The 21990-nt window shown below is 58.1% G+C and carries 12 protein-coding genes and 3 pseudogenes; 10 read left to right on the top strand and 5 right to left on the bottom strand.

All coding sequences use genetic code 11. From position 1 onward, the window contains the following. Positions 1-132 precede the first annotated feature (132 nt). Both clpS and clpA read left to right on the top strand, forming a co-directional pair. Positions 133-450 (top strand): ATP-dependent Clp protease adapter ClpS, encoded by a 318-nt coding sequence (gene clpS, locus LPQ25_RS17185; RefSeq protein WP_002896520.1) that lies wholly within the window; start codon positions 133-135, stop codon positions 448-450. A gap of 30 nt (positions 451-480) precedes the next feature. Next, positions 481-2752 (top strand): annotated as a pseudogene (gene clpA, locus LPQ25_RS17180) (ATP-dependent Clp protease ATP-binding subunit ClpA). A 120-nt stretch (positions 2753-2872) separates the two neighbouring features. On the opposite strand, the gene infA reads toward clpA, so the two are convergent. The 5 genes from infA to trxB all read right to left on the bottom strand — a co-directional run bounded on the left by infA (position 2873) and on the right by trxB (position 8762). Then, complete coding sequence (gene infA / locus LPQ25_RS17175) at positions 2873-3091, bottom strand: translation initiation factor IF-1 (protein WP_001040187.1); 219 nt, start codon at positions 3089-3091, stop codon at positions 2873-2875. Between the two features lie 353 nt (positions 3092-3444). Then, on the bottom strand, positions 3445-4146 hold the full coding sequence (aat, locus tag LPQ25_RS17170) for a leucyl/phenylalanyl-tRNA--protein transferase (RefSeq protein WP_002898014.1): 702 nt from the start codon (positions 4144-4146) through the stop codon (positions 3445-3447). Between the two features lie 44 nt (positions 4147-4190). Continuing rightward, the gene (gene cydC / locus LPQ25_RS17165; RefSeq protein WP_012737718.1) at positions 4191-5912 is read right to left on the bottom strand and encodes a heme ABC transporter ATP-binding protein/permease CydC; all 1722 of its coding nucleotides are present in this window, start codon (positions 5910-5912) and stop codon (positions 4191-4193) included. Then, a complete protein-coding gene (cydD, locus tag LPQ25_RS17160; protein ID WP_002898017.1) occupies positions 5913-7679 on the bottom strand; it encodes a heme ABC transporter permease/ATP-binding protein CydD in 1767 nt (588 codons plus the stop codon). Positions 7680-7793: 114 nt separating this feature from the next. Continuing rightward, positions 7794-8762: a thioredoxin-disulfide reductase gene (trxB, locus tag LPQ25_RS17155; RefSeq protein ID WP_002898019.1), complete on the bottom strand. Its 969-nt coding sequence runs from the start codon at positions 8760-8762 to the stop codon at positions 7794-7796. A gap of 532 nt (positions 8763-9294) precedes the next feature. On the opposite strand from trxB, the gene lrp reads away from it, so the two are divergent. The 8 genes and pseudogenes from lrp to LPQ25_RS17115 all read left to right on the top strand — a co-directional run bounded on the left by lrp (position 9295) and on the right by LPQ25_RS17115 (position 21758). Continuing rightward, positions 9295-9789, top strand: a complete 495-nt coding sequence (lrp, locus tag LPQ25_RS17150; RefSeq protein WP_000228469.1) for a leucine-responsive transcriptional regulator Lrp — start codon at positions 9295-9297, stop codon at positions 9787-9789. A gap of 135 nt (positions 9790-9924) precedes the next feature. Then, positions 9925-14160 carry a DNA translocase FtsK gene (gene ftsK / locus LPQ25_RS17145; RefSeq protein ID WP_012737719.1) on the top strand — a complete coding sequence of 1412 codons (4236 nt, stop codon included), beginning with the start codon at positions 9925-9927 and terminating at the stop codon, positions 14158-14160. A 122-nt stretch (positions 14161-14282) separates the two neighbouring features. Continuing rightward, on the top strand, positions 14283-14894 hold the full coding sequence (lolA, locus tag LPQ25_RS17140) for an outer membrane lipoprotein periplasmic chaperone LolA (RefSeq protein WP_002898132.1): 612 nt from the start codon (positions 14283-14285) through the stop codon (positions 14892-14894). 8 nt (positions 14895-14902) lie between these two features. Continuing rightward, positions 14903-16244, top strand: a pseudogene (gene rarA, locus LPQ25_RS17135) (replication-associated recombination protein RarA). A gap of 90 nt (positions 16245-16334) precedes the next feature. Further along, on the top strand, positions 16335-17627 hold the full coding sequence (gene serS, locus LPQ25_RS17130; protein ID WP_002898139.1) for a serine--tRNA ligase: 1293 nt from the start codon (positions 16335-16337) through the stop codon (positions 17625-17627). Between the two features lie 200 nt (positions 17628-17827). Then, the gene (gene dmsA / locus LPQ25_RS17125; protein WP_004147794.1) at positions 17828-20266 is read left to right on the top strand and encodes a dimethylsulfoxide reductase subunit A; all 2439 of its coding nucleotides are present in this window, start codon (positions 17828-17830) and stop codon (positions 20264-20266) included. Positions 20267-20276: 10 nt separating this feature from the next. Beyond that, positions 20277-20893, top strand: a pseudogene (locus LPQ25_RS17120) (DMSO/selenate family reductase complex B subunit). Position 20894: 1 nt separating this feature from the next. Continuing rightward, positions 20895-21758 (top strand): dimethyl sulfoxide reductase anchor subunit family protein, encoded by an 864-nt coding sequence (locus LPQ25_RS17115; RefSeq protein ID WP_004150844.1) that lies wholly within the window; start codon positions 20895-20897, stop codon positions 21756-21758. Positions 21759-21990: the final 232 nt, after the last annotated feature.

Raw genomic sequence — 21990 nt, 5'->3', positions numbered from 1 at the left:
TGACAGCCGTCGCGGATAGAAGCGATAGATGATAGTTATCTATGATCTATTGTAGATTTGTGATGAGCATAACCTCTGGTCATCGACAGGCCTCCGCCTGTTGGCAACAGCAACCGATGATGAACACTGACGATGAGTAAGAGAGATTGGCTGGACTTCGAGCACCTGGTTGACGACGAAGTTCGTGATGCGATTAAACCGCCATCTATGTATAAAGTGATATTGGTCAATGATGACTACACTCCGATGGAGTTTGTTATTGACGTGTTACAAAAATTCTTTTCTTATGATGTTGAACGTGCAACGCAACTGATGCTCACGGTTCACTATGAAGGTAAGGCGATTTGTGGCGTGTTTACCGCGGAAGTGGCGGAGACCAAAGTCGCTATGGTGAATCAGTACGCGAGGGAGAACGAGCATCCATTGCTGTGTACGCTGGAAAAAGCCTGAATACAGGCATGAAAATTGGGGGAGGTGCCTATGCTCAATCAAGAACTGGAACTCAGTTTAAATATGGCTTTCGCCAGAGCGCGCGAGCACCGTCATGAGTTTATGACCGTCGAGCACTTGCTGCTGGCTCTGCTAAGCAACCCCTCGGCCCGTGAGGCCCTGGAAGCGTGTTCAGTGGACCTGGTGGCATTGCGTCAGGAACTTGAAGCCTTCATCGAACAAACCACACCCGTTCTGCCAGCCACGGAAGAAGAGCGCGACACCCAGCCGACGCTAAGCTTCCAGCGTGTGCTGCAGCGCGCCGTCTTCCACGTACAATCTTCTGGCCGCAGCGAAGTGACCGGCGCCAACGTGCTGGTGGCGATTTTCAGCGAGCAGGAGTCGCAGGCCGCCTACCTGCTGCGTAAACATGAAGTGAGCCGTCTTGATGTGGTGAACTTCATTTCTCATGGTACACGCAAAGACGAGCCGAGCCAGTCTTCCGATAACAGCGGAAGCCAGCCTGGCAATGAAGAGCAAGCCGGCGGGGAGGAACGTATGGAAAACTTCACCACCAACCTCAATCAGCTTGCTCGCGTCGGCGGCATTGATCCTCTGATCGGCCGTGAAAAAGAGCTGGAGCGCGCGATTCAGGTCCTGTGCCGTCGGCGGAAAAATAACCCGCTGCTGGTGGGGGAATCCGGCGTCGGTAAAACCGCGATCGCCGAAGGCCTTGCCTGGCGTATTGTGCAGGGCGATGTGCCGGAAGTGATGGCCGACTGCACTATCTACTCGCTCGACATTGGCTCTTTGCTGGCAGGGACCAAATATCGTGGCGATTTTGAAAAACGCTTCAAAGCGTTGCTCAAACAGCTGGAGCAGGATACCAACAGCATCCTGTTTATTGATGAAATCCACACCATTATCGGTGCGGGGGCGGCGTCTGGCGGCCAGGTCGATGCGGCTAACCTGATCAAACCGCTGCTTTCCAGCGGCAAGATCCGGGTGATCGGCTCCACCACTTACCAGGAGTTCAGCAACATCTTTGAAAAAGATCGTGCGCTGGCCCGCCGTTTCCAGAAGATCGATATTACCGAACCGTCGGTGGAAGAGACGGTCCAGATTATCAACGGCCTGAAGCCGAAGTACGAAGCGCACCATGATGTGCGTTATACCGCCAAAGCGGTGCGTGCGGCGGTTGAACTGGCGGTGAAATACATTAACGATCGTCATCTGCCGGATAAGGCGATTGACGTCATTGACGAAGCGGGCGCGCTTAATGCCGGTCAGCAAGCGTAAGAAAACGGTTAACGTGGCGGATATCGAATCAGTGGTGGCGCGCATTGCGCGGATCCCTGAGAAGAGCGTCTCCCGCAGCGATCGCGACACGCTGAAAAACCTGGGCGACCGTCTGAAAATGCTGGTCTTTGGACAGGATAAAGCCATCGAGGCGCTGACCGAGGCTATTAAAATGGCGCGCGCCGGGCTGGGCCATGAGCACAAGCCGGTGGGATCGTTCCTGTTCGCCGGGCCGACCGGGGTCGGGAAAACCGAAGTGACCGTCCAGCTGGCGAAGGCGTTAGGGATTGAGCTGCTGCGCTTTGACATGTCCGAATATATGGAACGTCATACCGTCAGCCGTTTGATCGGGGCGCCTCCGGGCTACGTCGGCTTCGATCAGGGCGGGCTGCTGACCGATGCGGTGATTAAACATCCGCACGCGGTATTGCTGCTTGATGAGATCGAAAAAGCGCATCCGGACGTGTTCAACCTGCTGCTGCAGGTGATGGATAACGGGACGCTGACCGATAATAACGGCCGTAAAGCGGACTTCCGCAACGTGGTGCTGGTGATGACCACCAACGCCGGGGTGCGGGAAACCGAGCGTAAATCGATTGGCCTTATTCAGCAGGACAACAGTCCGGATGCGATGGATGAGATCAAAAAGATCTTTACGCCGGAGTTCCGTAACCGCCTCGACAACATCATCTGGTTCGATCATTTGTCTACCACGGTGATCCATCAGGTTGTCGACAAGTTTATCGTCGAGCTGCAGGTCCAGCTGGACCAGAAAGGCGTCTCCCTGGAAGTGAGTCAGGAAGCGCGCGACTGGCTGGCGACGAAAGGCTACGATCGGGCGATGGGGGCACGTCCAATGGGACGCGTCATTCAGGACAACCTGAAAAAACCGCTGGCGAACGAACTGCTGTTTGGCTCGCTGGTCGACGGTGGTCAGGTCACTGTCTCTCTGGACAGCGACAAAAATACGCTGACTTACGACTTCCAGAGCGCTCCGAAGCACAAACCGGAAGCGGCCCACTAAGGCGATATCTTCAATGTAAAAAAACCGGCCAGGGGCCGGTTTTTTTTTGCTGACGGCAGAAATGAAAAGACCGGGAATTATCCCGGCCTTCAGCATCTGACGCCTTAAGGGCGAAAACAATCAGCGACTACGGAAGACAATGCGGCCTTTGCTCAGGTCGTACGGGGTCAGCTCAACAGTCACTTTGTCGCCCGTCAGAATGCGGATGTAGTTTTTACGCATTTTACCGGAGATATGCGCGGTTACCACGTGACCGTTTTCCAGTTCTACGCGGAACATAGTGTTAGGCAACGTTTCAAGTACGGTGCCCTGCATTTCAATATTGTCTTCTTTGGCCATCTAGTCCTCTGGGGTATCACTACCGTAGTTTTGAACCGGCAAGATAATGCCGAAGTTCATCATGTAAGTAAAGTTTTACGTATCTACCCTGAATCATTCACCTTGCCGCAAGGCGCATAGTCAGCGCAGCGGCTACGGAAATATGACGGGTATGAATCGCCGAAGTAGTTTTGGCGCATTGCCCGGGACACACACGGCCATGCCGCGTGACAGGCGCAAACGTAAAGGGGAGTGACAGAACGATGGGCGTTATCTGACTCTTATTATTCCCAAACGGCGGCGGGGCAACAGGCAGAAGCTACTCTACCGCGCAATTATACCATCCTGACGCAAAATGTGCTGAAAACATTTTATTATCCGCCAGGAAATAGCACCCGCGGCACCCAAAATCGCTCGGGCAGTCGGTAGCCGCGTAATACCGACAGATAGTCCAGATAATCGCGGCGGGGAATATCCACTGCGCCTAATGACGCGGTATGGTTGTTCAGTACCTGACAGTCAATTAATTTACCGCCGCTGTGCGCAAAGTCCTGGCAAAATACCAGCAGCGCGGTTTTGGAGGCATTTTCCGCCCGGCTAAACATCGATTCGCCGCAAAACAGCGCCCCCTGCGCTACGCCGTACATTCCTCCCACCAGGGTATTCTCCTGCCAGACTTCAATGGAGTGGGCATGACCCAGCTCATGCAGCTGGTGATAGGCGCGAACGATACTGCTGGTTATCCAGGTGCCTTCGTCACGATCGCTGGCGCAGCCCTCAATCACTTCGCCAAAGGCGTGGTTGAGCGTGACCCGGTAGGGCGAACGCTGATGAAAGCGCTTCATGCTGCGGCTGAGATGGAATTGCTCTGGCCAAAGTACCGCCCGGGGGTCGGGCGACCACCAGAGGATCGGGTCGCCAGGGGAAAACCAGGGAAAAATACCACGCTGATAGGCCATCAGCAGCCGCGCGGGGCTCAGATCGCCGCCGAGCGCCAGCAGGCCATTAGGTTCTCGCAAGGCGCCTTCCGGAGAGGGGAAGGCGATAGAGTGCCGGGAGAGCTGAACCAGACGCATTTTAACCTCAATACGCATCAGCAAAAATTAGATAATAGAATAGCCTACAGACGCTGTTTAAACTGGAAGTACCGGCCCTGTTTAGCGAGCAGCTCCACGTGACTACCTTGCTCAATTATCTGGCCGTTGTCCATGACTATTATCTGATTAAAACCCGCCAGGCCCCGCAGACGATGGGTCACCATCAGCACGGTTTTGTCGCGCATGACATCTGCCAGTAGATGCAGGATCTGGCTTTCGGTGGCCGCATCCAGACCTTCTGTCGGTTCATCGAGCAGCATCAGCGGCGCATCGTGGAGCAGCGCGCGGGCAATGGCCAGTCGGCGCAGTTCGCCGCCGGAGAGCTGACGCCCGCCTTCGCCCAGCCAGCCGTTAAGACCACCATCTTGCAGCAGTTTTTCGAGACCCACCTTCTCAAGGGTAGCGCTGAGATGAGCGTCATCCGCTTCAGGCGCCGCCAGCAGCAGGTTGTCGCGCAGGGTGGCGCTGAACAGGTGCACGCGCTGCGGCACTACGCTCATTGCCTGCCGCAGAGTGGCTTCGCTGAGGCCGGAGAGCGGCTGATTGTTGAGCAGAATCTCTCCCTGTGACGGGTCCCAGGCGCGGGTAAGCAACTGCAACAGCGTCGATTTTCCGCAGCCGGTCCGGCCAAGAATGGCGATGTGCTCTCCGGCGGCAATCTGCAGGGAAATATTCTCCAGGGCAGGGGAGGGCTGCTGAGGATAGCGGAAGGTGACCTCCTGAAGCGTTAGGGCCACCTGCGCTGGCGGACTGGCTTCATCTTCGACAAAGGTGACCTCCGGCTGCTGGTCGGTAATCTGCGAGATCCGCCGCGCGGAGGCGATCACCTGGCCTAAATGCTGGAAAGCGCCAGTAACCGGCGCCAGGGCTTCAAAAGCCGCCAGCGCGCAGAATACGAATAGCGCGATCAGCGCCCCGGGCTGACTATTGCCGCCGACGCCGTCTGAGGCCAGCCAGAGCATGGCCACCACGGCGATGCCACCGATTAACAGCATTACCGCCTGCGAAAGCGCGGTCAGCTCGGCCTGGCGCCGCTGTGCATCCTGCCAGCTCAGCTCGGTCTTTTCCATTTGTGCGCGGTAGCGGTCGCTGGCGTTAAATACCATCAGCTCCGCCTGACCCTGCAGCCAGGCGGTGAGCTGTTGGCGATACTGGCCGCGCAGCTGCGTCATACTTTCGCCGGCTGGCTTACCTGCGCGATAGAACAGCGGCGGCATAACCAGCAGGGTCGCCAGCATGATACCGCCGAGCGTCAGCGCGAGGGTGACGTCGAGCAGACTTAATCCGCAGGTGACGACCACAATTACCACCAGCGCGCCGACCAGCGGCGAAATGACCCGCAGGTAGAGATGATCCAGGGTGTCAACGTCGGCCACCACCCGGTTGAGCAGCTCACCCTGGCGAAAGCGCGCCAGCCCCGCCGGAGAGAGGGGGAGCAGTTTGCTGAAGGTGAAAACGCGCAGGTGCTGCAGCACGCGAAAGGTAGCGTCGTGGCTGACCAGGCGCTCAAAGTAGCGCCCGGCGGTACGGATAATTGCCGCGCCGCGAACGCCCGCGGCAGGCAGCATATAGTTAAAACTGTAGATCCCGGCGACGCCCACCACCGCTGAAGCGGAGAGGAACCAGCCGGAGAGCGTCAGCAGGCCGATGCTGGCCAGCAGGGTCACAATGGCCAGCACGACGCCAAGCAGCAGCATCCATTTATGGCGTTTATAGAGCGCCAGATAGGGTAAAAGTGCGCGCATTTAAATCTCCTCCTGACGATGGGCCAGCAGCGCCGAGAAGACCCCACCAGCACGGGCCAGCGTGGCGTAGTCGCCTTGTTCGATAATCTGTCCGTCCTGCATCACCCAGACGTCGTCCCAGTCGGCCAGCCCCTCGAGCTGGTGGGTGACCAGCAGCGTGGTTTGCTCACTGGAGGCGTGGGTCAGGGCCTGCATGACTCGCTGTTCGCTATGGGCGTCAAGGCTGGCGGCAGGTTCATCCAGCAGCAGCAGGCGGCACGGCACCAACAGCGCGCGGGCGACCGCGATACGCTGCGCCTGGCCTACCGACAGACGCCCCGCCTGATCGCCTACGGCGGTATGGATCCCCTGCGGCAGCAGGGCGATAAACTCGCTGACCCAGGCCTTGTCCAGCGCCAGCCTAAGCTGTGCTTCGCTAGCTTCGGGCCACGCCAGCAGCACGTTTTCCCGCAGCGTGGCGGCAGGCAACTGCGGATTCTGTCCTACCCAGCTCAGCAGGCGGCGCCAGCGCTCAGCGTCCAGCTCGCGCAGCTCTACGCCGTTGACCATCAGCGACCCCTCATAGGGCAGAAAGCCGAGCAGTGTATTCAGCAAAGAGCTTTTCCCGGATCCGCTCTGGCCGACCAGCACCACGCGAGCGCCGGCGGGCAGCGCAAAATTAAGCGGCCCCGCCAGAACTTTACCTTCCGGAGATTTGATCACCAGGTCGCGCGCTTCCACGCTAATCAGATCGTTGTCATTTAACGTTTTCTCGCCACGCTCTACCTGGGTCAGCGGCGTTTCCATAAACGTTTTCAGGCTGTCTGCGGCGCCCACGGCCTGAGCTTTGGCATGGTAGAAGGTACCCAGGTCACGTAACGGCTGGAAAAATTCCGGGGCGAGGATCAGCGTCAGGAATCCCGCCATCAGCGTGACGCCCGCGCCATAGTGGCCGAAGTTCAGCTCGCCAAGGTAAGAAAAGCCAAAATACACCGCTACCAGCGCAATGGAGAGGGAGGTGAAAAACTCCAGAACCCCGGAGGAGAGGAAGGCCAGACGCAGGACTTCCATGGTGCGTTGGCGAAAATCCTGCGAGGCGTCGCGAATATTATCGGTTTCTGCCTGACCGCGATGAAAAATACGCAGGGTTTCCATGCCGCGCAGGCGGTCGAGGAAGTGGCCGCTGAGGCGGGCCAGCGCCTGGAAGTTACGCCGGTTGGCGTCGGCGGCGCCCATCCCGACCAGCGCCATGAAAAGCGGGATCAGCGGGGCGGTGCCGAGAAGGATTAGCGCGGCGGCCCAGTTAATCGGAAAAATAGTAATAACGATCAGCAGCGGTACGCAGGCCGCCAGCGTCATCTGGGGCAGGTAGCGGGCATAATAGTCGTGCATGTCGTCGATTTGCTCAAGAATAAGCGTTGCCCAGCTGCCGGCCGGTTTGCCCTGGATCCACGCCGGGCCTGCCTGCTGGAGGCGGTCAAGAACCTGGCGGCGAATTTCATAGCGAATATGCTGCCCGGCCTGAAAGCCGACCCGCTCACGCAGCCAGACCACCCAGGCGCGTAGTACAAAGATCAGCACCAGCAGCGTGAGCGGCAGCAGCAGGGCGGTCGCTGGAATATTCTCCATTACCATCCGGTGCAGGATCCGCGCCAGGAACCAGGCCTGCGCCACGATCAGCAGACCGCTCGCCACGCCAAGCAGGCGGGAAATCATCAACCAGCGACGGGAGATAATGCTTTGCTGTTTTAACCAGCGGGTTAACTCTTGTTGACGGGTTTTATTCATTGCGCGCTTTGCAGGTGTCGTTATCGGAGTATTGGGCACGGCAATGTTACATCGCAGCAAAAATAAAGGCGACTTTTCGTCGCCTTCTTTACCTTTGTTACTGACTTGTAAAGATTATTTGCAAGCGTCAGCCAAACCGTCGAGGTAACGCTCCGCATCCAGCGCCGCCATGCAGCCGGTGCCCGCAGAAGTGATGGCCTGACGATAGATATGGTCCATGACATCGCCGGCGGCGAACACGCCCGGGATGCTGGTCTGGGTCGCATTGCCGTGGATACCGGACTGCACTTTGATGTAGCCGTTCTCCAGCTCCAGCTGGCCTTCAAAGATGGCGGTGTTCGGGCTGTGGCCGATGGCGACAAATAAACCAGCCACTTCCAGGGACTCGACATTGTCGCTGTTTTTGGTATCGCGCAGGCGCAGGCCGCTGACGCCCATCTGGTCGCCGGTCACCTCTTCGAGAGTACGATCGGTATGCAGCACGATGTTGCCGCTTGCCACTTTATCCATCAGGCGTTTGATGAGGATTTTTTCCGCACGGAAGGAATCGCGACGGTGGATCAGGTGTACCTCAGAGGCGATATTCGACAGATACAGAGCCTCTTCCACTGCGGTGTTGCCGCCGCCGATCACCGCCACTTTCTGGTTGCGATAGAAGAATCCGTCGCAGGTAGCGCACGCGGAAACGCCGCGGCCTTTGAAGGCTTCTTCGGAAGGCAGGCCCAGGTAACGGGCGGAAGCGCCGGTGGCGATGATCAGCGCGTCACAGGTGTACTCGCCGCTGTCGCCTGTCAGACGGAACGGGCGGTTTTGCAAATCGACGCGGCTGATATGGTCGAAAATGATCTCGGTTTCAAATTTTGCGGCATGCTCGTGCATGCGCTCCATCAGCAGCGGACCGGTGAGATCGTTCGGATCGCCTGGCCAGTTTTCCACTTCCGTCGTGGTGGTCAGCTGACCGCCTTTTTCCATCCCGGTGATCAGCACCGGCTGCAGGTTGGCGCGTGCGGCATAGACCGCCGCGGTGTATCCCGCAGGTCCAGAACCAAGGATAAGCAGTTTACTGTGTTTGGCTGTGCCCATGAGATCCCCATAATAATTGGCATACATTGGGCTGGGATTGTAGGGAATTTGTTGTCGTAAAAAAAGAGCACAGCGATTTTGTTAACGATGTGTGCAATAGAAGCTGCCAATGAATTGGTGATTTTCCCGGCAAGGAATATAACTATTTCTACTGTCGGCGGGACAATTATAAGACGAAAAAATGAGAATCAACCAGGGCGGATGATGAATATCTGGCATCTTGTACTAAAAATCGATGTTTTGCTTTGACAATCACCTGTGCTTTTGCGAAAACATTCAAGGAAGAAGAAAAGCAGTATTTAGCGTGCGGCGAATTTTCATGCACGCAAATGCCATTTTTATCCGGGTTAACGAAATCTACGCATGGTGTGGACAGACGCCATGCGTGATGTCGGTGACTGCCGTCAGGCAACGGGCTTCTCACGTACCCCTGGGTTACCCAATGTCGTACGGGTGATAACAGGATGGGCTCTGGCAGTGAAGGCTCAGAGCCGGAACAGGAGTAGGGAAGGAATACAGAGAGACAATAATAATGGTAGATAGCAAGAAGCGCCCTGGCAAAGATCTCGACCGCATTGATCGTAACATCCTGAATGAATTGCAAAAAGATGGGCGAATTTCTAACGTCGAGCTTTCTAAACGGGTGGGACTTTCTCCGACGCCTTGCCTTGAGCGTGTGCGTCGTCTTGAAAGACAGGGTTTTATTCAGGGCTATACGGCGCTGCTCAACCCGCATTATCTGGATGCATCACTTCTGGTATTTGTTGAGATTACTCTGAATCGTGGCGCACCGGATGTGTTTGAGCAATTTAACGCCGCAGTGCAAAAACTTGAAGAAATTCAAGAGTGTCATCTGGTTTCCGGTGATTTCGACTATCTGTTGAAAACCCGCGTACCGGATATGTCAGCGTATCGTAAATTACTGGGCGAGACCTTGCTGCGCCTGCCGGGCGTTAACGACACCCGTACCTACGTGGTAATGGAAGAAGTCAAGCAAAGTAATCGTCTGGTTATTAAGACGCGCTAACACGGAACAGGTGCAAACTCGACGTAGTTTGATTACACTCCTGTTAATCCATACAGCAACAGTGCCGGGGAGACCCGGCGCTGTTGTCCGTTTTAGCAGCAGGCAGGAAACAGCCTGATACCTGGAGAGCCTTTCTTGAGCCAGGAATACACCGAAGACAAAGAAGTCAAACTAACCAAACTCAGCAGCGGGCGCCGACTCCTTGAGGCGATGCTCATCCTTTGCTCCCTCTTCGCCATCTGGCTGATGGCGGCACTACTGAGCTTTAACCCCTCGGACCCCAGCTGGTCGCAAACGGCATGGCATGAGCCTATTCATAATTTAGGCGGCGCCCCCGGCGCGTGGCTTGCCGATACCCTCTTTTTCATTTTTGGCGTCATGGCCTACACCATCCCGGTGATCATCATCGGCGGATGCTGGTTTGCCTGGCGGCATCAGGAAAACGACGAATACATTGATTATTTTGCCGTTTCCCTTCGCCTCATCGGTGCGTTAGCCCTGATCCTGACCTCCTGTGGTCTGGCGGCGATTAACGCCGATGATATCTGGTACTTCGCCTCCGGCGGGGTGATCGGCAGCCTGCTGAGCACCACGCTGCAACCCCTGCTGCACAGCAGCGGCGGCACCATCGCCCTGTTGTGTATCTGGGCGGCCGGGCTGACGCTGTTCACCGGCTGGTCGTGGGTCAGCATTGCGGAAAAGCTGGGCGGCGGCATCCTGTCCGTTCTCACCTTTGCCAGCAACCGTACCCGTCGGGATGATACCTGGGTCGATGAAGGCGAATATGAAGACGACGAGGAAGAGTACGACGACGAAGAGGCGGCCAGGCCGCAGGAATCGCGTCGCGCCCGTATCTTACGCAGCGCGCTGGCGCGGCGTAAGCGTCTGGCCGAGAAGTTTACCAACCCTATGGGGCGTAAAACCGACGCTGCGCTTTTCTCCGGCAAACGGATGGATGACGGCGAAGAGGTGGTGCAATACAGCGCCAGCGGGGCGCCTGTTGCCGCCGACGATGTACTGTTTTCCGGCGCCAGCGCCGCGCGTCCCGCAGAGGATGATGTGCTGTTCTCCGGCGCCAGCGCCGTGCGCCCGGGCGATTTCGACCCTTACGATCCGTTGTTGAATGGCCACAGTATCGCTGAGCCGGTAAGCGCAGCGGCGGCGGCTACAGCCGCGCCGCAGGCGTGGGCAGAATCACCGGTGGGCCATCACGGCGCTGCGCCAGCTTATCAGCCGGAAGCCAGCTATCCGCCGCAGCAGGCCTATCAGCCTGAACCCGCTCCGTTCCAGCAGGCCTATCAGCCTGAACCCGCTCCGTTCCAGCAGGCTGCTTATCAGCCGCCAGCGGGGCAAACCGCACCGCAGGCGTATCAGCCTGAGCCAGCGCCGTATCAACAGCCGGTTTACGATCCGCGTGCCGGTCAACCTGCGCCGCAGGCCTATCAGCCTGAGCCAGCGCCGTATCAGCAGCCGGCTTACGATCCGTATGCCGGTCAACCTGCGCCGCAGGCCTATCAGCCTGAACCTGCGCCGTATCAGCAGCCGGCTTACGATCCGCATGCCGGTCAACCTGCACCGCAGGCCTATCAGCCTGAGCCAGCGCCGTATCAGCAGCCGGCTTACGATCCCTATGCCGGTCAACCTGCGCCGCAGGCCTATCAGCCGGAGCCAGCGCCGTATCAGCAGCCAACTTACGATCCCTATGCCGGTCAGCCTGCGCCTCAGACCTATCAGCAGCCGGCTTACGATCCGAATGCCGGTCAGCCCGCGCCGCAGCCGTATCAGCCGGAGCCAGCGGCGTATCAGCCGCAAAGCGCGCCAGTTCCCCCACCGGAGCCAGAGCCCGAGGTCGTGCAGGAGGAAGTGAAACGTCCGCCGCTCTATTATTTCGAGGAAGTGGAAGAGAAGCGGGCGCGCGAACGCGAGCTGTTGGCCTCCTGGTATCAGCCAATTCCTGAGCCGGAAAGTCCGATTGCCACTAAACCGCTGACGCCGCCGACCACTGCGTCCAAACCGCCAGTGGAGACAACCGTAGTCTCTGCGGTAGCGGCTGGGGTGCATCAGGCTACCGCCGCCAGCGGCGGCGCGGCGGCAGCAACCTCGTCCACTGCCGCATCCGCTGCGGCTACGCCATTGTTCAGCCCGGCGTCCAGCGGCCCAAGGGTTCAGGTGAAAGAGGGCATCGGTCCAAAACTACCGCGGCCCAATCGCGTGCGTGTTCCTACGCGTCGGGAACTGGCCTCCTACGGCATCAAGCTACCGTCGCAGCGGGAGGCGGAACAGCGCGCGCGGCAGGCGGAGCGCGATCCGCATTATGATGATGAGCTGCTCTCGGATGAGGAAGCGGATGCTATGGAGCAGGATGAACTGGCTCGCCAGTTCGCCGCCACCCAGCAGCAGCGCTACGGTCATCGCTGGGAAGACGATAACGCGACTGATGACGATGAGGCCGACGCCGCGGCGGAAGCGGAGCTGGCGCGTCAGTTTGCCGCTACCCAGCAGCAGCGGTACGCTACCGAGCAGCCGCCGGGCGCCAACCCGTTCTCGCCGGCAGATTATGAATTCTCGCCGATGAAAACGTTGGTCAATGACGGCCCGAGCGAACCGCTGTTTACGCCGACGCCGGAAGTCCAGCCGCAGCAGCCGGCCCAGCGCTATCAACAACCGGCGGCCGCTCCGCAGCAGGGTTATCAACCTGCGCAGCATCAGCCGATACACCATCAGCCTGTGCCGCCACAGCCGCAGTCCTATCCGACTGCGTCGCAGCCCGTACAGCCGCAACAACCGGTTGCCCCGCAGGGGCATCAGCCTGCCGCCCCTGCGCCGCAGGAGAGCCTGATCCACCCGCTGCTGATGCGCAATGGCGATAGTCGACCGCTGCAAAAGCCGACCACGCCACTGCCGTCGCTGGATCTGCTTACCCCGCCGCCGAGTGAAGTCGAGCCGGTGGATACCTTTGCTCTCGAGCAGATGGCACGCCTGGTGGAAGCGCGACTCGCTGATTTCCGCATTAAAGCGGATGTGGTGAACTACTCACCGGGGCCGGTGATCACCCGCTTCGAACTGAATCTGGCGCCTGGCGTTAAGGCCGCACGGATCTCTAACCTGTCACGGGACCTGGCGCGATCGCTGTCAACGGTCGCCGTGCGCGTGGTGGAGGTGATCCCGGGCAAACCGTATGTCGGGCTTGAGCTGCCGAATAAAAAACGCCAGACCGTCTACCTGCGTGAAGTGCTCGACAACGCCAAGTTCCGTGATAACCCATCTCCGCTCACCGTGGTGTTGGGTAAAGACATCGCTGGCGATCCGGTAGTAGCCGATCTGGCGAAAATGCCGCATCTGCTGGTGGCCGGTACCACCGGTTCCGGTAAGTCTGTTGGCGTCAACGCCATGATCCTCAGCATGCTCTACAAGGCGCAGCCGGAAGATGTGCGTTTCATTATGATCGACCCGAAAATGCTCGAGCTGTCGGTCTACGAAGGAATTCCGCACCTGCTGACGGAAGTGGTCACCGACATGAAAGACGCCGCCAATGCGCTGCGCTGGAGCGTCAATGAGATGGAGCGCCGCTACAAGCTGATGTCGGCGCTGGGCGTGCGTAACCTCGCGGGCTACAACGAGAAGATCGCCGAAGCCGCGCGCATGGGACGTCCGATCCCGGATCCGTACTGGAAGCCTGGCGACAGCATGGACGCCGTACATCCGGTGCTGGAAAAACTGCCGTACATCGTGGTGCTGGTGGATGAATTCGCCGATCTGATGATGACCGTCGGCAAAAAGGTGGAAGAGCTGATCGCTCGCCTGGCGCAGAAAGCGCGCGCGGCGGGGATCCACCTGGTGCTGGCGACACAGCGTCCGTCGGTAGATGTTATTACCGGCCTGATTAAGGCCAACATCCCGACGCGCATCGCCTTTACCGTGTCGAGTAAAATTGACTCACGTACCATTCTCGATCAGGGCGGCGCGGAATCGCTGCTGGGTATGGGGGATATGCTTTACTCCGGGCCGAACTCTACCACGCCGGTGCGTGTCCACGGGGCGTTTGTGCGCGACCAGGAAGTCCACGCCGTGGTTCAGGACTGGAAAGCCCGCGGTCGCCCGCAATATGTGGATGGCATTACCTCCGACAGCGAAAGCGAAGGCGGCGGTGGCGGCTTCGACGGCGGGGAAGAGTTGGATCCGTTGTTCGATCAGGCAGTCAACTTTGTGACCGAGAAGCGCAAAGCGTCGATTTCCGGGGTTCAGCGTCAGTTCCGCATCGGCTATAACCGTGCCGCGCGTATTATCGAACAGATGGAAGCGCAGGGTATCGTCAGCGAGCAGGGCCATAACGGTAACCGCGAAGTGCTGGCGCCGCCGCCCTTTGAATGAGTGCAAAGTTGGGTAAATAAGCGCAAAATCAGCCAATTCTTCTGTCCCGCCGCCGCCGGCGGTCCTACAGTAGGGGCAGAAGAGGCTCCCGCGTCGGGAGTGACGCACATTAAGGAAGAACAATGAAAAAACTCGCAATCACCTGTGCATTACTGTCTGGTATGGTCGTCAGCCAGGTCTGGGCAGATGCGGCCAGCGACTTAAAAAGCCGTCTTGATAAAGTGAGCAGCTTCCATGCCAGCTTCACGCAAAAAGTCACCGACGGCAGCGGTAACGCCGTGCAGGACGGGCAGGGAGACCTGTGGGTGAAACGCCCGAACCTGTTTAACTGGCATATGACCCAGCCGGATGAGAGCGTCCTCGTTTCGGATGGTAAAACGCTGTGGTTCTATAACCCGTTCGTCGAGCAGGCCACGGCGACCTGGCTGAAAGACGCTACCAGCAACACGCCGTTTATGCTGATTGCCCGCAACCAGTCCAGCGACTGGCAGCAATATAATATCAAGCAAAATGGCGATGATTTTGTGCTGACGCCAAAAAGCGGCAGCGGCAACCTCAAGCAGTTCACGATCAACGTCGGTCGGGACGGCACTATCCATCAGTTCAGCGCCGTCGAGCAGGATGATCAGCGCAGCAGCTATCAGCTGAAATCGCAGCAGAACGGCGCCGTCGACGCAGCTAAGTTCACCTTTACGCCGCCGAAAGGGGTGACGGTGGACGATCAACGTAAGTAGAGGCGAAAGTGAGCAATCTGTCGCTCGATTTTTCCGACAACGCGTTTCAACCTCTGGCCGCTCGCATGCGGCCAGAAAATTTAGCGCAGTATATTGGCCAGCAGCACCTGCTGGCGCCGGGTAAACCCTGCCGCGGGCCATTGAGGCCGGGCACCTGCATTCGATGATCCTCTGGGGCCGCCGGGTACCGGCAAGACCACTCTGGCGGAAGTGATTGCCCGCTACGCCAGCGCCGATGTCGAACGGATCTCAGCGGTAACCTCCGGGGTGAAAGAGATTCGCGAGGCTATTGAGCGCGCGCGGCAAAATCGCAACGCCGGCCGGCGGACCATCCTGTTTGTTGACGAAGTGCATCGCTTTAATAAAAGCCAGCAGGATGCCTTTCTGCCGCATATTGAAGACGGCACCATTACTTTTATTGGCGCGACCACCGAAAACCCCTCCTTTGAGCTTAACTCGGCGCTGCTCTCCCGCGCCCGCGTCTACTTACTGAAATCACTGACCACCGACGATATCGAGCAGGTGCTTGACCAGGCGATGAACGATAAAACCCGCGGCTACGGCGGCCAGGATATCGTTTTGCCGGATGAGACCCGCAGGGCCATTGCCGAGCTAGTGAACGGCGACGCGCGGCGAGCGCTGAATACCCTGGAAATGATGGCCGATATGGCCGAAAGCGATGACTCGGGCAAGCGGGTGCTGAAGGCGGAACTGCTGACCGAGATCGCCGGCGAGCGAAGCGCGCGCTTTGATAATAAAGGCGACCGGTTCTACGATTTGATTTCCGCCCTGCATAAGTCGGTGCGCGGTAGCGCGCCGGATGCGGCACTTTACTGGTACGCGCGGATCATCACCGCCGGAGGCGATCCGCTGTATGTTGCCCGCCGCTGTCTGGCGATTGCCTCGGAAGATGTCGGCAACGCCGACCCGCGGGCGATGCAGGTCGCCATTTCGGCGTGGGACTGCTTTACCCGCGTCGGGCCGGCGGAAGGCGAACGGGCGATTGCCCAGGCCATTGTCTATCTGGCCTGCGCGCCGAAAAGCAACGCGGTGTACACCGCCTTCAAAGCGGCGCTGGCCGACGCGCGGGATCGTCCTGACTACGACGTTCCGGTGCATCTGCGCAATGCGCCGACGAAGCTGATGAAAGAGATGGGCTACGGCCAGGAGTATCGTTACGCTCATGACGAACCCAACGCCTACGCCGCCGGCGAGCAGTACTTCCCGCAGGAAATGGCGCAAACGCGCTATTATCACCCGACAAACCGGGGGCTTGAGGGCAAAATTGGCGAAAAGCTCGCCTGGCTCGCTGAACAGGATCAAAATAGCCCGATAAAACGCTACCGCTAATTGAGGCGTTGCGGTAAGGTTATTACACTATTTCCGTGGTCGTAGTCTGCGGCCACTTTTCTTTTTTAATTCGATAAGCACAGGATAAGCATGCTCGATCCCAATCTGCTGCGTACCGAGCCAGACGCAGTCGCAGAAAAACTGGCACGCCGGGGCTTTAAGCTGGATGTAGATAAACTTCGCGCGCTTGAAGAGCGTCGTAAAGTTCTGCAGGTGCAAACGGAAAACCTGCAGGCGGAGCGTAACTCCCGATCGAAATCCATTGGCCAGGCGAAAGCGCGCGGGGAAGACATCGAGCCATTACGCCTGGAAGTTAACAAGCTTGGCGAACAACTGGATGCTGCAAAATCCGAGCTGGAAACGCTGCTGGCGGAAATTCGCGATATCGCGCTGGCGATCCCGAATATTCCTCATGATGATGTGCCGGTTGGTCGCGACGAAAACGACAACGTTGAAGTTAGCCGCTGGGGTACGCCGCGTCAGTTCGATTTTGAGGTGCGCGATCATGTGACGCTGGGTGAAATGCACGGGGGGCTGGATTTTGCCGCCGCTGTTAAGCTCACCGGCTCGCGCTTCGTGGTGATGAAAGGGCAGCTGGCCCGTCTGCACCGCGCCCTGGCGCAGTTCATGCTGGATCTGCACACCGAACAGCATGGCTACAGCGAAAACTATGTCCCGTACCTGGTAAACCAGGACACCCTGTATGGCACTGGCCAGCTGCCGAAATTCGCCGGCGACCTGTTCCATACCCGTCCGCTGGAAGAAGAGGCTGACAGCAGCAACTACGCGCTGATCCCGACGGCGGAAGTGCCGCTGACCAACCTGGTGCGCGATGAAATCATCGACGAAGACGACCTACCGATCAAAATGACCGCCCATACGCCGTGCTTCCGCTCTGAAGCCGGTTCCTATGGCCGCGACACCCGCGGTCTGATCCGTATGCACCAGTTCGATAAAGTTGAAATGGTGCAGATCGTCCGCCCGGAAGACTCTATGGCCGCGCTGGAAGAGATGACCGGTCACGCCGAGAAAGTGCTGCAGCTGCTGGGCCTGCCGTACCGTAAGGTCGCGCTGTGCACCGGCGATATGGGCTTCAGCGCCTGCAAAACCTATGACCTCGAAGTGTGGGTTCCGGCGCAAAACACTTATCGTGAGATCTCCTCCTGCTCCAACGTCTGGGATTTCCAGGCGCGTCGTATGCAGGCTCGCTGCCGCAGCAAGTCCGATAAGAAGACCCGTCTCGTTCATACCCTGAATGGTTCTGGCCTGGCAGTAGGTCGTACCCTGGTGGCGCTGATGGAAAACTATCAGCAGGCTGATGGCCGTATCGAGATCCCGGAAGTGCTGCGCCCGTATATGCGCGGCCTCGAATATATCGGCTAAACTTCTCACTCCTTCTTTTAAAAGCGCCTGCGGGCGCTTTTTTTACGCCCTTATTGATACCGGGCAATAATCCTTGCCGCGAATGCAGTGATACTCCCTTTGGATTAAACCAGCATAAAAAACCAATAATATCGCAAAGCATTATATATATGTCTATATAACGCTTGTCAGTTTATTGTGAGCAACCAAAGCGAGTATCCATGAAAATTAAAGCCCCTGATGCTTTACTGGCTGCTGAGGTAAGCCGCCGTGGTCTGATGAAAACCACGGCAATAGGCGGCCTGGCGCTGGCCAGCAACGCACTAACGTTACCCTTTACCCGACTGTCGCATGCTGCCGATACGCCGGCGCCCGCCAGTGAGAAGGTGGTCTGGAGCGCCTGCACCGTCAACTGCGGTAGCCGTTGCCCGCTGCGCATGCACGTGGTGGATGGCGCGATTAAATACGTCGAAACCGATAATACCGGTGACGATAACTATGACGGTTTGCACCAGGTCCGCGCCTGCCTGCGTGGGCGTTCAATGCGCCGCCGAGTCTATAATCCGGACCGTCTGAAGTACCCGATGAAGCGCGTTGGTAAACGCGGTGAGGGCAAGTTCGAGCAAATCAGCTGGGAAGAGGCGTTGGATACCATCGCCAGCAATATGCAGCGGCTGATTAAAGAGTACGGCAATGAATCCATCTATCTGAACTACGGCACCGGCACGCTCGGCGGGACGCTGACCCGCTCCTGGCCGCCGGGGAAAACGCTGATTGCCCGTCTGATGAACTGCTGCGGCGGCTATCTCAACCATTATGGCGACTATTCATCAGCGCAGATTGCTGCCGGTCTGAATTACACCTACGGCGGCTGGGCGGACGGCAACAGCCCATCGGATATTGAAAACAGTCAGCTGGTGGTGCTGTTCGGCAATAACCCCGGCGAAACGCGGATGAGCGGCGGCGGGGTGACGTACTACCTTGAACAGGCGCGGCAGAAATCCAATGCCCGGATGATAATCATCGATCCGCGCTATACCGACACCGGCGCCGGGCGTGAAGATGAATGGATCCCGATTCGTCCTGGGACCGATGCGGCACTGGTTTCGGGCCTCGCGTGGGTGATGATCACCGAGAATCTGGTCGATCAGCCGTTCCTCGATAAATACTGCGTGGGATACGACGAGAAGACGCTGCCCGCCGGTGCGCCAGCCAATGGTCATTACAAAGCTTACATTCTTGGCCAGGGCACTGACGGTATCGCCAAAACGCCGGAGTGGGCCTCGACGATTACCGGTATTCCGCGCGAACGCATTGTTAAACTGGCGCGCGAAATTGCCACCGCCAAACCGGCCTATATTAGCCAGGGCTGGGGTCCGCAGCGTCACGCCAACGGTGAGATCGCCACCCGCGCCATCTCAATGCTCGCCATTCTGACGGGTAACGTCGGGATCAACGGCGGCAATAGCGGGGCGCGCGAGGGCTCGTATAGTTTGCCTTTTGAGCGTATGCCGACGCTGGAGAATCCGGTTGAGACCAGTATCTCGATGTTTATGTGGACCGATGCGATTGAGCGCGGCCCGGAAATGACCGCTCTGCGCGACGGCGTACGCGGTAAAGATAAGCTCGACGTGCCGATCAAAATGATCTGGAACTATGCGGGCAACTGTCTGATTAACCAGCATTCTGAGATCAACCGGACCCACGAAATCCTGCAGGACGACAAGAAATGCGAGATGATTGTGGTCATTGACTGCCATATGACCTCCTCGGCGAAATACGCTGATATTCTGCTGCCGGACTGTACCGCCTCCGAGCAGATGGATTTCGCGCTGGATGCCTCCTGCGGCAACATGTCCTACGTTATCTTTGCCGATCAGGCCATCAAGCCGCGCTTTGAATGCAAAACCATCTATGAGATGACCAGCGAACTGGCAAAGCGTCTGGGCGTCGAAGAGCAGTTTACCGAGGGCCGTACCCAGGAAGGCTGGATGCGCTATCTGTATGAGCAGTCGCGCAAAGCGATTCCCGACCTGCCGGATTTCGACACCTTCCGTCAGCAGGGCATCTATAAGCAGCGCGATCCGCAAGGTCATCATGTGGCCTACAAAGCCTTCCGTGAGGATCCGCAGGCTAATCCGCTGACCACGCCTTCGGGCAAGATCGAAATTTACTCGCAGGATCTGGCGAAAATCGCGGCTACCTGGGAGCTGCCGGAAGGGGATGTTATCGATCCGCTGCCGATCTACACCCCGGGTTTCGAAAACTACAACGATCCGCTGACAGCGAAATACCCGCTACAGCTCACCGGCTTCCACTATAAATCTCGCGTCCACTCGACCTACGGCAACGTCGATGTGCTGAAGGCCGCCTGTCGGCAGGAGATGTGGATTAACCCGATCGACGCCCGCAAGCGCGGCATTGCCAACGGCGATCGTATTCGCATCTTCAACGATCGGGGTGAAGTGCATATCGAAGCGAAGGTGACGCCGCGCATGATGCCGGGCGTCGTCGCGCTGGGGGAAGGGGCCTGGTACAACCCGGACGCCTCGCGTGTGGATCAGGCGGGCAGCATCAACGTGCTGACCACCCAGCGTCCGTCGCCGCTGGCGAAGGGAAACCCGTCGCATACCAACCTTGTTCAGGTTGAGAAGCTGTAAGGAGTAACCGATGACAACTCAGTATGGATTTTTTATTGATTCCGCCCGTTGCACCGGTTGCAAAACCTGCGAACTGGCCTGTAAGGACTACAAGAACCTGACCCCGGAGGTCAGCTTCCGCCGCATCTATGAATATACCGGCGGCGACTGGCAGGAGGACAACGGCGTCTGGCAGCAGAACGTGTTTGCCTATTACCTCTCCATCGCCTGTAACCACTGTGAAGATCCGGCCTGCACCAAGGTCTGTCCGAGCGGCGCGATGCATAAGCGCGAAGACGGTTTTGTGGTGGTCAACGAAGAGGTGTGCATTGGCTGCCGCTACTGCCATATGGCCTGCCCGTACGGCGCCCACAGTACAACGCCGACAAAGGCCATATGACCAAGTGCGATGGCTGTCACGAGCGCGTCGCCGAGGGGAAAAAGCCGATCTGCGTCGAGTCCTGCCCGCTGCGGGCGTTGGATTTCGGGCCGATTGCCGAACTGCGCGCTAAGCACGGCCAGCTGGCCGCGGTAGCGCCGCTGCCGTCGGCGCACTTTACCCGGCCGAGTATCGTTATCAAACCTAACGCCAATGCCCGGCCGTGTGGCGATACCACCGGTTACCTGGCGAACCCGAAGGAGGTGTGAGATGGGAAACGGATGGCATGAATGGCCGCTGATGGTCTTTACGGTCTTCGGCCAGTGCGTCGTAGGCGGCTTTATTGTTCTGGCGCTGGCGCTGATGACAGGCAAGCTTTCCCGTGAGCAGGAGCAGCGCGTGGTGGGCAGCATGTTCGGCCTGTGGGTATTGATGGGGATCGGGTTTATTGCCTCGACGATGCACCTTGGCTCGCCGCTGCGGGCCTTTAATTCGCTGAATCGCGTGGGAGCCTCGTCGCTGAGTAATGAAATCGCCAGCGGGGCGATCTTCTTCGCCGTCGGCGGAATTGGCTGGCTGCTGGCCGTGTGCAAAAAGCTGCCTGCCGGCCTGCGGAGCCTGTGGCTGGTGGTGACCATGGTGCTGGGCGTGATTTTCGTGTGGATGATGGTGCGGGTATACAACACCATCGACACGGTGCCGACCTGGTACACCGTTTGGACGCCGCTGAGCTTCTTCCTGACGCTGTTTATCGGCGGTCCACTGCTGGGCTACCTGCTGCTGCGCGTCGCAGGCGTCGATGGTTGGGCGCTGCGCCTGCTGCCGGTGGTTAGTTTGCTGGCGCTGCTGGTCAGTATTATGGTGGTCGTGATGCAGGGAAGTGAACTTGCCACCATCCGCAGCTCAGTTCAGCAGGCCTCCGCCCTGGTGCCGGATTACGGGTTGCTTATGGCCTGGCGCGTGGTGCTGCTGGCCCTGGCCCTGGCCTGCTGGTGCGTGCCGCAGATTCGCGGCCGCAAACCGGCGGTCTCGCTGCTCGGCCTGGCCTTTGTTCTGATACTGGCGGGAGAGATGATCGGCCGCGGCGTATTCTATGGCCTGCATATGACCGTTGGGATGGCTGTCGCCAGTTAACTACCTCCATCATGCCGGTGCCTAACCACCGGCATGATGAAAACGTGCTGTCGATAGATGAAATTTTTCAACTGAAATTAACTTCGGCATTTATTAATAAACCAGCAAAAACAATAGCGTATTATCTGTTGTCTCACCTTTTTCCATCCTCTGGATAAAAAACTTCTATCGTAGCCGACAAAACCGCGTCACGCCTGATTTCAGGTGGATTGACAATGTTTTTAGCAGTGGC

The organism is Klebsiella sp. KPN54798 (assembly GCF_021184225.1).
Classification (GTDB): Bacteria; Pseudomonadota; Gammaproteobacteria; order Enterobacterales; family Enterobacteriaceae; genus Klebsiella; species Klebsiella pneumoniae.
The sequence above is the reverse complement of the archived record's forward strand: the minus strand, read 5'-3'. Positions and strand labels throughout refer to the sequence as shown.